10 protein-coding genes are annotated in these 13,286 nt (G+C 44.5%); 8 read left to right on the top strand and 2 right to left on the bottom strand.

Annotation, left to right across the window (positions count from 1 at the left end; translation table 11 throughout):
- Positions 1-55: 55 nt before the first annotated feature.
- The 7 genes from GQA99_RS15005 to GQA99_RS14975 all read left to right on the top strand — a co-directional run bounded on the left by GQA99_RS15005 (position 56) and on the right by GQA99_RS14975 (position 9,377).
- The gene (locus tag GQA99_RS15005) at positions 56-760 is read left to right on the top strand and encodes an ABC transporter ATP-binding protein (RefSeq protein WP_160055050.1); all 705 of its coding nucleotides are present in this window, start codon (positions 56-58) and stop codon (positions 758-760) included.
- A 4-nt stretch (positions 761-764) separates the two neighbouring features.
- A complete protein-coding gene (locus GQA99_RS15000) occupies positions 765-3,317 on the top strand; it encodes an ABC transporter permease (RefSeq protein WP_160055047.1) in 2,553 nt (850 codons plus the stop codon).
- Positions 3,314-4,453: a lipocalin-like domain-containing protein gene (locus GQA99_RS14995; RefSeq protein WP_160055044.1), complete on the top strand. Its 1,140-nt coding sequence runs from the start codon at positions 3,314-3,316 to the stop codon at positions 4,451-4,453. The genes GQA99_RS15000 and GQA99_RS14995 overlap by 4 nt, the downstream gene beginning before the upstream one ends.
- 338 nt (positions 4,454-4,791) lie before the next feature.
- Positions 4,792-7,275 carry a nitrate reductase catalytic subunit NapA gene (napA, locus tag GQA99_RS14990; protein ID WP_160055041.1) on the top strand — a complete coding sequence of 828 codons (2,484 nt, stop codon included), beginning with the start codon at positions 4,792-4,794 and terminating at the stop codon, positions 7,273-7,275.
- 34 nt (positions 7,276-7,309) lie between these two features.
- The gene (gene napG / locus GQA99_RS14985) at positions 7,310-8,044 is read left to right on the top strand and encodes a ferredoxin-type protein NapG (protein ID WP_160055038.1); all 735 of its coding nucleotides are present in this window, start codon (positions 7,310-7,312) and stop codon (positions 8,042-8,044) included.
- Positions 8,041-8,955 carry a quinol dehydrogenase ferredoxin subunit NapH gene (gene napH, locus GQA99_RS14980; protein WP_160055035.1) on the top strand — a complete coding sequence of 305 codons (915 nt, stop codon included), beginning with the start codon at positions 8,041-8,043 and terminating at the stop codon, positions 8,953-8,955. The genes napG and napH overlap by 4 nt, the downstream gene beginning before the upstream one ends.
- Complete coding sequence (locus GQA99_RS14975; protein WP_160055032.1) at positions 8,952-9,377, top strand: nitrate reductase cytochrome c-type subunit; 426 nt, start codon at positions 8,952-8,954, stop codon at positions 9,375-9,377. Before napH ends, GQA99_RS14975 begins: the two co-directional genes overlap by 4 nt.
- Positions 9,378-9,479: 102 nt before the next feature.
- Here the strand turns inward: GQA99_RS14975 and GQA99_RS20600 are convergent, their stop codons facing one another.
- The gene (locus GQA99_RS20600) at positions 9,480-9,632 is read right to left on the bottom strand and encodes a hypothetical protein (protein WP_170293550.1); all 153 of its coding nucleotides are present in this window, start codon (positions 9,630-9,632) and stop codon (positions 9,480-9,482) included.
- A 94-nt stretch (positions 9,633-9,726) separates the two neighbouring features.
- On the opposite strand from GQA99_RS20600, the gene GQA99_RS14970 reads away from it, so the two are divergent.
- Entirely contained in the window at positions 9,727-10,632 is a 906-nt protein-coding gene (locus GQA99_RS14970; RefSeq protein WP_160055030.1) for a LysR family transcriptional regulator, read from the top strand.
- Between the two features lie 68 nt (positions 10,633-10,700).
- Here the strand turns inward: GQA99_RS14970 and fusA are convergent, their stop codons facing one another.
- The gene (gene fusA, locus GQA99_RS14965) at positions 10,701-12,794 is read right to left on the bottom strand and encodes an elongation factor G (protein WP_160055027.1); all 2,094 of its coding nucleotides are present in this window, start codon (positions 12,792-12,794) and stop codon (positions 10,701-10,703) included.
- Between the last annotated feature and the right edge of the window lie 492 nt (positions 12,795-13,286).

Genomic DNA, 13,286 nt, shown 5'->3' with positions numbered 1-13,286 from the left:
ACTACGGCGATGTTAATGTGACAGTTTGATTTAACTCATTCGTTATGGAGCGACTATGACCAGCATTGTCACCTTAGACAACATCAGCAAAGGATTTCGTGATGGTGAGTCATTCCATTGTGTGTTGCAACAGGTCAGTTTAACCCTAAAGCAAGGGCAAACCATTGCGTTAACGGGTCCTAGTGGCAGCGGCAAAAGCACCTTACTGAACATTATTGGTGGCTTTGAAACTATCGACAGTGGCGACATGTTAATACGTCAAGGTGACACACTGCATTCGGTGACTCAGTGGCAAGATAAGCACTGGAGCCAATACCGCCGTCATTCTCTTGGAGTGATATTTCAGCAATTTAATTTACTCACGCCCCTTAATGTTCGCGACAATATTCAATTTTCATTGGCACTCAATCAATTAAGCTGGAGCCCCTGGTGTGATGAATTATGCCATCAACTGGGACTCACACCACTATTAGATCGCAGCGTAGAAAACCTCTCAGGTGGGCAACAACAACGAGTCGCTATTGCACGCGCTTTAGCCCATAAACCGCAACTAATCTTAGCAGACGAACCCACAGGTAATCTTGACCAACACGCGGGCATGCAGGTTATGCAATTACTGACCGATCTCGCACAACAAGCTAATTGCTGTATTTTGATGGTGACTCACAGTGAAGAATGCGCGCAGTTTATGCAGCATCGCTGGCATGTTGAAAACCAACAAATTGTCGTCAATCCTATCGATAATAAGCAGCAGGGGTAAGCCCATGACGTCCCAGTCGTCTGCCACCAGCCGTTTAATGCTATGCCTACGTTTGTTTGCAAGCCATTATCGCCATGCGCCATTACAAGCCAGCGCGATTTTACTCGGCATTATGTTAGCTGTGACGTTACTGATTGGGGTGTACGCCACCAACGAAAATGCCAAACAAAGTTATGGCAATGTGTCAGAACTGCTTAGCAAACAAGCACGCTTATCTATTAGCCACCTCACTGAAGATAGCATTAATGAATCGATTTATTTTACGCTAGCCAATGCAGGCTTTGACACGATTGCCAGTATCGAAGGCATTGCAACAGATGAGCAAGGCAGATTATGGCGAGTCAATGGCAGCGATATAATTGCCGCGATAAGCACAGGGTTAGCCCAGGATGAGCAAGCAAACTCATCAGTGGCCTCAGTTAATATACCCCTTGCCGAATTATTGTCAGGCCAACCTAAAGTATTAATGTCTGCCAGCCAGCGCGATCGCATCAGCAAGGTGACCAATCAATCGCAAAGCATTACGCTAAATAATATGCCTTTAGACATCATTACGATTGATGATCAGTGGGGATTAGGCTCTGCCCTACTCGCCGACATATCACTCGCACAGCCATTGCTCAAGATGCAAGGTAAGTTGAGCTATATTGCCGTATTTAGCGCCGATAAAACCGAAACTGATAACCAGCTTATTGTCCGCCTCAATCAAACACTGACTCAAGCAGGATTCGACACCAGTACCCTGCATTTTTCAACCAAAACTAGCGAAGGTGAATCACTCAATGCCTTAACCGCAAGTTTTCATTTAAATCTTGATGCCATGAGCATGCTCGCGTTTGTTGTCGGCTTATTTATTGCCTATAACGGCGTGCGTTACAGCTTAATGAAACGTCAAAAATTGTTAGTGCAAATTATGCAACAAGGCCTCGATCGCCGCAGCGTGATGCTAGCCTTAAGTATTGAAATTATTACCCTGGTTTTTATTGGCTGTGTATTAGGCTTTATTGTCGGTTTGCAACTGTCTCAATGGTTACAGCCTATGGTCGCGCTCACGCTAGAGCAGTTGTACGGAGCAAAATTATTACCCGGAAATTGGCAATGGCAATGGTTTGCCCAGGCACTCATTCTGACGTTATCAGCTGCGTTTGCCGCTTGCATTCCAATGCTCATCAGCTTGATAAATACACCGCTCGCACAAGGGGCGCAAAAACAACCGCAAAATAAACAATTTAATATTATCCACCACCGCCAGTTTGTCATCGCAGTGCTGTTACTATTACTGTGCACCGTCGCTTTCGCCTTTACTGAACAATATCGCCTTAGTCTGGTGTTATTAGGTATATTGGTAGTGGCCATTCCATTGCTGCTGCCGCAATGTCTTCATTGGGTCGTTAAGTTACTCACGCCAGCCATGCCCAAAGGCTTATGGCAATATGTGATTGCCGAAACCAAAGAGATTATCGCCCCGCTTGCCCTCGCAATGATGGCCATTTTACTGGCGTTGTGTGCCAATATCGCCATGAATACTTTAGTTGGCAGTTTTGAAATCACCTTAAAAAAATGGCTCGATGCACGCCTGCATGCTGATTTGTATATTCGCCCGAACCCGAATCAAATCGATGCATTGATTTTACTATTGGCTAAGGACCCAAAAGTTGATGCGGTATATGAACAATGGACCGTTGACAGCAATTTAAATCGTGCTGAAACACCACAAACACTTATTCCAATCCACCTTGTCAGTCGTGACCATATATCGTTAACGGACACCACGGTATTTAAGACAACCGCCGATGATTTTTGGCAGACGTTTACTGCAGGCCATAGCATTATGATCAGTGAACCCTTGTCGATAAAATATCGTCTCGACATTGGCGATAAGGTTCAACTATCACAACTGCAACAGCATACATTAACCATAGGCGCGATTTATTACGATTATGGAAACCCTAAAGGTGAGGTCATTATTAGCCAACCATTATGGCAACAGTCCACTTTACCCGCTAAGCCCATCAGTTTGGCTGTCACCTACCAGGGCGAACTCAGCACATTACAAAATAGCATTAGCCAAAAACTTAACTTGTCGTCGGCTTATATGTACAGCCAGCAACGGATTAAAACCGAAGCCATCACCATATTTAATAAAACCTTCTCGATTACCGTCGTGCTCAATAGCTTAACGTTACTAGTTGCCGCGATTGGCTTATTCAGTGCCTGTGTGATGCTCACCCAGGCTAGACAAGCGCCACTAGCACGCTTATATGCACTCGGTGTTAGTCGTAATCAGTTGCGGATGATGGTAATAGTACAAATGCTATTCATCGTATTATTAACCTGTTTAGTGGCCTTGCCAACGGGCGCATTATTGGGTTATCTACTGATCCATAAAGTGACTTTACAAGCTTTTGGCTGGAGTATCGCAATGGTTTGGGACTGGGCAGCTTATGGTCAGGTTGTTGTTATCGCGATCATCAGTTGCTTACTGGCGGTAAGCCTGCCTTTATATTGGCAAACCCGAAAACCCTTAATATCCAGTTTACAGCAGGAAGCTCTATGACCTCTGTTACAGACAAAAAAGTGTTCATTACCAGCGTAGCCACAATGGCCTTCGCCACATTGTTATCTGCCTGCTCTCCTGCGCCAGAGACTCATGAACACGCAACGACCATCAGTAATATGTCAGCACAATCATCAGTTGGCTACAGTGAGGTTGTACAAGGTAAGGTTTTACAGTTTCCACGCGATCATTTAGCCCACAATGATTACAAAATTGAATGGTGGTATCTAACCGCAAACTTAACCACCAGCAAAGGCGAAGATGTTGGCGTACAGTGGACTCAATTTAGGATCGGCATGACACCGCCAACCGAGAAAATGACAACCACTGGAAACGACTGGAGCAGCAATCAACTTTACATGGCCCATGCTGCTGTCACGTCAAAAGATGAGCACCTTACGGCTGAAAAATGGTCGCGGGCACACCCCAAACTCGCCAGTGTCAGCCCTTCTCCCTTTACTGTTCACCTGCAAAACTGGCAATGGCAAAGTCAGTCTAATGATCTGTTTCCGGCAACATTAACAGTCAACAACCCAAGGTTTAATTATCAACTGCAACTGAGCAGTCAACAACCTATGCAATTGCAAGGCAATAAGGGTTACAGCAGTAAAAGTGCCGGCCAGGCTGTCGCATCTTATTACTACAGCCAACCTTTTATTGAAGTGACCGGTGAGATAACTCGCCATGGCGTCACCGAAAAAGTCAGCGGTAAAGCCTGGCTAGACAGAGAGTGGAGTTCGCAATTTCTCACTAAAGCGCAACAAGGGTGGGACTGGTTTTCTTTGCGACTCAATGACGACTCAACCTTAATGGCATTTAGGTTACGCGGCGAAACAGAGCAAGATCATTTCTTTAGCGCCAGACGCATGTATGCCGACGGTAGCGGCCGTAATATCAACAGTCGCGACAACCCAAATGATATAGATATGCAACCAACACAGTGGCAACAAACGGCCCTGGGTAACCATCCAATAGCCTGGCGTATTCGAATTAACAGTGAAGCAATAGATGTAACCACTCATGCCGTTAATCCTAATAGCGACATGCTGGTATCAACCTCATATTGGGAAGGGCCCATTAATATTCAAGGAAGCCATCAAGGTCAAGGCTACATGGAGCTCACAGGGTATCGCTAATACCAACAAGCCTACCTATAAAGAGCTCTACATTTGTCCTTCCACAATACTTAAATGCCCACAAAATCTGCACACATAAGATAACCGGCATTTCAATCAAAGCTAGAACCTGCATCTCAGATAGCACAAGCTTTACAAGCGATTGCTAAAACAGCATCAGCCTAATTGTTAAAATGAGATTTACATCACGCGAAAAAATGTGACCTTGAACAACTATTAACCACTATACCCATTCAGAGGTATACCTATACTAATAGTAAGGTCTAGACTTATTTTCATCACGTCACCTCCAATGACTATCACGCACCAAGAACAACATTCTAAGAGTGAGGAACACCATGAGCATAAGCCGTCGCGAGTTTTTAAAAGCCAACGCCGCTGCCGCAGCAGCGTCGGCTGTGGGTATCGCTATTCCAATTAATATGGTTCACGCCGCAGAAGGCAAAACGGACATTACATGGGACAAAGCCCCATGTCGTTTTTGTGGAGTCGGCTGTAGCGTATTGGTCGGAACCAAAAATGGCAAAGTGGTCGCCACTAAAGGCGATCCAGAAAGCCCTGTAAATAAAGGCCTAAATTGTATTAAAGGCTACTTTTTATCAAAAATCATGTACGGCAAAGACCGCCTTACCTCGCCATTACTCAGAATGAAAGATGGCAAATACGATAAAGAAGGCGACTTTACCCCTGTTAGCTGGGATGTCGCATTCGACACCATGGCTGAAAAATGGAAAGCCAGTATTGCTAAAAAGGGCCCAACCTCTGTCGGGATGTTCGGTTCTGGTCAATGGACAATTTGGGAAGGTTACGCTGCATCTAAACTTCATAAAGCAGGTTTCTTAACTAACAATATCGACCCTAATGCGCGTCACTGCATGGCCTCTGCTGTTGGTGGCTTTATGCGTACCTTCGGTATCGATGAGCCTATGGGCTGTTATGACGACATTGAAGCTGGCGACAACTTTGTGCTTTGGGGCGCTAACATGGCAGAAATGCACCCTATTTTATGGGCTCGCTTAACTGACCGTCGCTTAAGCCACAAAGACGCCAAAGTACATGTGTTATCAACATACGAAAACCGCAGCTTCGACCTTGCTGATAACCCAATGATTTTTAAACCACAAACTGACCTTGTGATTTTAAACTTTATTGCTAATTACATTATTCAAAACAATGCAGTGAACAAAGACTTTGTCAGTAAACACACTAACTTTGCTCTTGGTGTCACCGACATTGGTTATGGTTTACGCCCAGAACACCCATTAGAAAAGAAAGCGAAAAACCCTGGTGATGGTGGTGCTAAACCCATTAGTTTTGAAGAATACGCTAAATTTGTCAGTACTTACACTGTTGAATACGCCTCAGAAATGAGCGGTGTTGCGGTTGAAAACCTCATTACGTTAGCCAAAGTTTATGCCGACCCTAAGCAAAAAGTTATGAGCTTATGGACCATGGGCATTAACCAACATACTCGTGGCGTATGGGCTAATAATATGCTCTACAACATCCACTTATTAACCGGCAAAATTGCCACTCCTGGTAACAGTCCATTCTCGCTTACAGGCCAACCATCAGCTTGTGGCACCGCACGTGAAGTGGGCACATTCGCTCACCGCTTACCTGCAGACATGGTAGTGAATAACGATAAACACCGTGAGATTACTGAAAAGTTATGGAAAGTACCAGCAGGCACCATTCCAGCAACACCTGGGTATCACGCAGTATTGCAAAGCCGAATGTTAAAAGATGGCAAATTAAATTGCTACTGGACCATGTGTACCAACAACATGCAAGCCGGTCCTAATATCAACGATGAGATTTACCCAGGTTTCCGTAACCCAGAAAACTTTATTGTTGTGTCTGACCCATACCCAACCGTTACCGCAATGGCGGCTGATTTAATTTTACCTACCGCGATGTGGGTTGAGAAAGAAGGCGCATATGGTAATGCTGAACGACGCACCCATTTTTGGCATCAACAAGTTAAGCCACCAGAAGGCGCGACTTCAGATTTATGGCAGTTAGTTGAATTCTCAAAACGCTTTAAAGTGTCAGAAGTATGGCCAGCAGAGTTAATAGCCAAGCAACCAGATGTTGCCGATAAAACCTTATTCGACATACTGTTTGCTAACGGTGAAATCAACAAATTCCCGAAAGATCAATGCAAAGGTGCCTACAACGATGAAAGTGAGCACTTTGGCTTCTATCTACAAAAAGGTATTTTCGAAGAATATGCCCAGTTTGGTCGCGGCCATGCCCACGATTTAGACGCCTTTGACAACTACCATGAAAACCGTGGTAAGCGCTGGCCAGTCATTGATGGTAAAGAAACCTTACGTCGCTTTGTTGAAGGTAGCGATCCTTATGTTAAAGCTGGCGAAGGCTTCAACTTTTACGGTAAGCCAGACGGACGAGCGGTTATTTTTGCTCTGCCTTATGAGCCAGCAGCTGAAGAGCCAAACAAAGAGTATGACCTATGGATGTCAACGGGTCGAGTGCTTGAACATTGGCACACAGGTTCAATGACAGCCCGCGTACCAGAGCTACAACGCGCTTATTCTGATGCTCAAATCTTTATGCACCCAGAAGACGCTAAAGTACGTGGTTTGCAACGCGGTGACGAAGTTGTCGTGGCCTCGCCTCGCGGCGAAGTCAAAACGCGTGTTGAAACCAAAGGTCGTAACAAACCACCTAGAGGGGTCGTCTTTATGCCGTTCTTTGATGCGCGCCAATTAGTGAACAAGCTATTACTCGATGCAACCGATCCGCTGTCAAAAGAGACAGATTTCAAGAAGTGTCCAGTAAAAGTCATGAAAGCTTAATCGATACTCTAGTGCATAAACGGAAAGTGATGTTATGAGCAAAGCCAATAGCAAATCAGCAAGTGTTAACGGTGTAAACCGTAGGCAGTTTCTGGCCACAACAGCAAAAGCCAGTTGTGTAATGGGTATGGTCGGATTGGGGCTAACAACAGTTGCTACCCAATCTCGCCAACTGGACCCATTTGCTATTCGCCCGCCTGGAGCATTGGCAGAAGACGACTTTCTCTCAGCGTGTGTTCGCTGCGGCCTGTGTGTAGAGGCTTGCCCCTACGACACCCTCAAACTGGCTCGCTGGTTTGACGGCGCTGCAACGGGTACACCATTCTTTACTGCGCGAGGCATTGCCTGCGAAATGTGTGATGATATTCCATGTGTTCAAGCCTGCCCAAGTGGGTCGCTTGATCACAAACTGGACAATATCGACGACGCAAAAATGGGCATAGCAGTACTGATAGACGAGAAAAACTGTCTTAACTATAGAGGTTTACGCTGTGATGTTTGTTACCGGGTTTGCCCGCTAATCGATAAAGCCATCACATTAGAGCTGCAACGTAATGAGAAAAGCGGTCACCATGCAATGTTTTTACCCACTATCAACCCAGATGTATGTACGGGATGTGGCAAATGTGAACATGCCTGCGTGACAGAACAAGCAGTGATAAAAGTATTACCAAGCCACATAGCACTGGGTAAGTCGGCAGCTCATGACACCTATCAACACACCGAAGAAACCACACTTGAGATGTTAAATAAAGGGTTGTCACTATGAGCAGCAAACATAGCTCAACCTCTAAATCAGCTACACGCTTTGCGAGTGACGCGGTCGAAGAATTAGGGTGGTGGCGAGCACACCGCTTGCTTATTCTTCGCAGATTGTCACAGTTAAGCGTATTAAGCTTATTTGCCATTGGCCCTTTTTTAGGGCTGTGGCTTTTTAAAGGAAACCTCTCAAGCAGTTTATTTCTGGACACTGTCCCACTAAGTGATCCCTTAGCCATATTGCAAGTGCTTATGAGTGGCCATTGGCCTGAGTTAAGCTTATTACTGGGAGCCATCATCGTTGTTGGCATCTACGCTCTATTAGGCGGAAGAGTATTTTGCAGTTGGGTATGTCCAGTGAATATCATCACCGATTTGGCAAGTTGGGTTAGGCGAACATTATCATTGCCTCGCACCAGCGAAATACCGCAAAACCTGCGCTATTACATGCTAACACTTGTGTTGATATTACCCATTTTCACAGGTTTTACTGTGTGGGAATGGTTAAACCCAGTACCTGTGGTCTACCGCGCGCTATTGTTTGGCGCAAGCAGTGGGTTATGGGTATTGGTCGTGATTTTTTTGCTCGACACCTTTGTGGTTGAACGAGCTTGGTGTAGCCACTTATGTCCAACAGGGGCGTTATTTTCACTAATTGGTAAAGTGAGTCCAGTCAAAATAGCCGCTGTGCGTGCTGATGCATGTAATAACTGCATGGACTGTTTTACCGTTTGCCCTGAGCGCCAGGTATTAAAACCTGTCCTCAAAAAAGGCAGTACTCAGCCATTTATATTAAACAGTGACTGTACCTTGTGTGGCCGTTGTATTGATGTTTGTGCACCGCGCGTATTCCAATATAAAAACCGATTTAATTCAAAATATTCGAACAGAATTCCTCTTAAGGTGGAGAGCAAGTTATGAAAAAATTAATCACTTTAGCAGCCGTAATGCTAGCGATTAGCGCTTACTCAGGTCAACAAGCCCAGGCTAATCCTGAGCCTGTAAAATTGTCATCATTAGCTGGTGAGTCACAAGTGACCGATGTACGCCCTGCTGATGAAATGCCCGTTTATCCAAATCGTGGTAAATCAGTCGAGCGAACTTTTGTACATCAACCACCGATTATTCCGCATAAAGCGACCTACTCAATCAGCACGGATAAAAATGGTTGTTTAAGCTGCCACAGCTGGGATAAAGCTAAGCGTATGAAAGCAACACCAGTCGATACATCACATGTGATGGACGACAAAGGCACCGTAAAAGGCATGTACTATTTTTGCGATCAGTGTCATGTACCACAAGCTGAAAATAAACAGCAACTGGTAGAAAACACCTTTAACTAGTCAACTTCCCTCCCCCCGATGATGACGTGTGCCGCTTGTATTGCAAGCGGCTTTTTTGGGGCTAATACTTATTGCGATGTGATCTCCAATAAAAAACCCAGCTTATGCTGGGTTAATGGTTTGTGGTACTTGTTGTGTAGCTTGTGAATTGGGCTCTGCTGCCGTTTGTGATGCATTTGAAGACTGCACTTCATGCACTTCTGGCATCGCAGCTTGCCACAATGCGCCAACCCATAAACTTGAAATTGATTTCATGATGATTACTCCGTTTCTGTTAACGAGTTCAAAGTAATCGTTTACGGTTTATCAGTAAAATGAATAATTAACTCTTACTGGATTCCAAAATCGCATGAATATACCAATCAAGAGCTTACGCTGTTTTCTGACCATTGTTGAGACAGAAAACTTCACCAGAGCCGCACAAAAGTGCTTTATGACTCAACCTACATTGAGCAAAATTATTCAGCGTATAGAAGACAATATTGGCGAACAATTGCTGATCCGCAATAATCAAAGTGTCGAACTGACTCAAGCCGGTCGTATTTTTGCCCAAAGTGCGCAGGAGATATTAGGTCACTGGCATCGTCTTCAAGAAGATATGAGCAATTTACGCGGCCTAAAATCAGGACAACTGCGGCTTGGGGTTTGCCCTATGATGAGCAGTCTAATTATTGGATTATTGACCCGTTATCGTCAGCAATACCCAGGAATAGAATTACAGATGTACGAGTATGGCGGTTTTGGCTGTGAGCAAGCCTTAATCAACAATAGCCTTGATATCGCGTTCACAGCACTGCCTACAACCCACAAAACTGAGTTGTCGAGCCAACTACTCACTAAGTACCCTTTACTTGCCTGCCTTCCAGAAGGACACCCGTTAGCCAGCCAAGCTGAAATTAACTGGCACGACTTTGAATCATATCCATTTATTTTATACAACGAAGACTTTTCGTTAGCCAAATTGATTAATAGACTTAGCCGCAAAGCCGGGGTTCAGCTTAATATTGCTTTTCGAAGCGGACAATGGGACTTTATCGCCGCGATGGTTGAGGCCAATATGGGCGTAGCCATATTACCAGAGCCGATTTGCCAACGTTTAACCACAAGTAAACTGGTGTTCAAACCAATGCAGCCCGCCATGACATGGGATCTTGCGTTAATATGGCGTCAAAACCTACCTCTCACGCCACCAGCACAAGCGTTACTATCGCTCAGTACACCAAATGCAGCTAACCCTGAAAATCCTTTGCTATGAAGCGCTAAATCGCAGGCATAAAAAAACCGCTGCCTAGGCAACGGTTTTTATCAGCGGGAAGTTAAGAATTACTTCTTAGCTTCAGCAGCCTTACGCTCTTTAACTTGAGCAACTACTTTTTCAGATACGCTGTTAGGACATGGGCTGTAGTGAGCAAATTCCATAGAGAATTGGCCACGACCAGAAGTCATAGTACGTAGTGAACCGATATAACCGAACATTTCTGATAACGGTACGTCAGCTTTAATACGAACACCAGTAACACCAGCGTTTTGATCTTTGATCATACCGCGACGACGGTTAAGGTCACCAATTACGTCACCAACGTTGTCATCTGGGCTGAACACGTCAACTTTCATGATAGGCTCAAGAAGCTGTGGTTTAGCTTTAGCGATAGATTGACGGAACGCGCCTTTAGCAGCGATTTCGAACGCGATAGCTGACGAGTCAACCGCGTGGAAAGCACCATCGGTTAGTTCAAATTCAACGTCTAACACTGGGAAGCCAGCGATAGTACCGGTGTTCATCATGCTACCAAAACCTTTCTGAACCGCAGGCCAGAATTCTTTAGGTACGTTACCACCAACAACTGATGATTTGAACACGAAACCAGTGTTTGCTTCACCTGGACGGATTTTATAGTCGATCTTACCGAACTGACCAGAACCACCAGACTGTTTCTTGTGCGTGTAGCTATCTTCTACTTCTGCAGTGATAGTTTCACGGTAAGCAACTTGCGGCTCACCTACGATTAGTTCAACACCGTAAGTACGCTTAAGGATGTCTACTTTAATGTCTAAGTGAAGCTCACCCATACCTTTAAGGATGGTTTCGCCTGAGTCTTCGTCAGTTTCTACGCGGAAAGATGGATCTTCTGCAATCATTTTACCGATAGCGATACCCATTTTCTCAGAACCGCCTTTATCTTTTGGCGCTACTGCGATAGAGATAACTGGCTCTGGGAACACCATGGCTTCTAGCGTACATGGATGCTTAGGATCACATAGCGTGTGACCAGTTTGCACGTTCTTCATGCCAACGATAGCGATAATATCACCAGCTTGCGCTGATTCTAACTCGTTACGTTCGTTAGCTTGCATCTCAACCATACGGCCAACACGCTCAGTTTTGCCAGTAGCAGAGTTAAGGATGGTGTCACCCTTCTTCAAACGGCCTGAGTAGATACGTACGAATGTTAATGCACCAAAACGGTCATCCATAATCTTGAATGCTAACGCTTTTAATGGAGCATCTGCATCAACGATTGCGAATTCGCCAGTCTCGTTACCTTCTTCGTCAGTCAGTGGTTGTGGATCAACCTCAACTGGATCTGGAAGATAATCAACAACTGCGTCTAATAATAGTTGCATACCTTTGTTCTTAAATGCAGAACCACAGTATGTAGGGAAGAATGCCATTGTACGAGTACCAGCACGGATACAACGCTTAATGTCTTCCATAGATGGCTCAACACCTTCCATGTAAGCTTCCATAACGTCATCGTCTTGCTCAACAGCAGTTTCGATTAACATTTCACGGTATTCTTCAACCATGTCAACCATATCAGCTGGTACGTCTTGAATTACGAAGTTTTCTGGTAAACCAGAATCATCCCAAATGTGCGCTTTACGAGTTAATAGATCAACAACACCAGTGAACTGGTCTTCGATACCGATTGGTAGAACCATAACAAGTGGGTTAGCCGCTAAAACGTCTTTAGTTTGCTTAACAACACGTAAGAAGTCAGCACCCATACGGTCTAACTTGTTTACGAAGATGATACGCGAAACTTCAGAATCGTTGGCATAACGCCAGTTGGTTTCAGACTGTGGCTCAACGCCGCCTGAACCACAGAATACACCGATACCACCATCAAGCACTTTAAGAGAACGGTAAACTTCAACGGTGAAGTCAACGTGGCCTGGGGTGTCGATAACGTTGAAACGGTGGTCTTTCCAGAAACAGCTTACTGCTGCTGACTGAATGGTAATACCGCGCTCAGCTTCCTGTTCCATGAAGTCTGTGGTTGATTCACCATCATGTACTTCACCGATCTTATGGATCTTACCGGTTAGCTTAAGGATACGCTCGGTGGTCGTGGTTTTACCCGCGTCAACGTGAGCGAAGATACCAATGTTTCTGTATTTGGATAATTCGGTCATGATTCAACTTTAATGATTAGTTTAAGAAGTAGACGGAGCATGCGAAAAAGAACCGACACACCGCACATCAGGTTATTAAGGCGCATATTGTAAATTGGAACCTTGCTGGGCGCAAATGGCTGGTGCAATATTTATTTGTTTTTAGCAAAAAAAACATCAAAAAACACTAGTTATTTTCTATAAAACAATAGATTAAAAAATAATAGATTATTTTTTAATCTATTGGAGTTTTGGGCTAAAAAAGCCAAAATAAACCATTCCTACTAAAAAATGACTTCGATAAGCTCATTTTACATAAATTCTCTGTCGATGAAGACCAACTAAAACACCTATCTGCCTCACGAGTTCATTAAATAACTATTTGCTGATATAACAAAAATTTACCTTTATCGAGCTTTATTATAAAAATCAAAGGCGGATTGCACTATTGTGTGAGTGTTGATGATTAATAAACCTGGCGAATACCTTTCATGGTTTTTTTACCGTGAATTG

Source organism: Shewanella litoralis, assembly GCF_009828585.1.
Classification (GTDB): Bacteria; Pseudomonadota; Gammaproteobacteria; order Enterobacterales; family Shewanellaceae; genus Shewanella; species Shewanella litoralis.
Note: the sequence above shows the minus strand (reverse complement) of the source record. Positions and strands in the feature narration are given on the sequence as shown.

Excerpts from the sequence above, each read along its gene's own strand:
- GQA99_RS15005 (WP_160055050.1), top strand. The coding sequence starts at position 56 with ATGACCAGCATTGTCACCTTAGACAACATCAGCAAAGGATTTCGTGAT.
- GQA99_RS15000 (WP_160055047.1), top strand. The coding sequence starts at position 765 with ATGACGTCCCAGTCGTCTGCCACCAGCCGTTTAATGCTATGCCTACGT.
- GQA99_RS14995 (WP_160055044.1), top strand. The coding sequence starts at position 3,314 with ATGACCTCTGTTACAGACAAAAAAGTGTTCATTACCAGCGTAGCCACA.
- napA (WP_160055041.1), top strand. The coding sequence starts at position 4,792 with ATGAGCATAAGCCGTCGCGAGTTTTTAAAAGCCAACGCCGCTGCCGCA.
- napG (WP_160055038.1), top strand. The coding sequence starts at position 7,310 with ATGAGCAAAGCCAATAGCAAATCAGCAAGTGTTAACGGTGTAAACCGT.
- napH (WP_160055035.1), top strand. The coding sequence starts at position 8,041 with ATGAGCAGCAAACATAGCTCAACCTCTAAATCAGCTACACGCTTTGCG.
- GQA99_RS14975 (WP_160055032.1), top strand. The coding sequence starts at position 8,952 with ATGAAAAAATTAATCACTTTAGCAGCCGTAATGCTAGCGATTAGCGCT.
- GQA99_RS20600 (WP_170293550.1), bottom strand. The coding sequence starts at position 9,632 with ATGAAATCAATTTCAAGTTTATGGGTTGGCGCATTGTGGCAAGCTGCG.
- GQA99_RS14970 (WP_160055030.1), top strand. The coding sequence starts at position 9,727 with ATGAATATACCAATCAAGAGCTTACGCTGTTTTCTGACCATTGTTGAG.
- fusA (WP_160055027.1), bottom strand. The coding sequence starts at position 12,794 with ATGACCGAATTATCCAAATACAGAAACATTGGTATCTTCGCTCACGTT.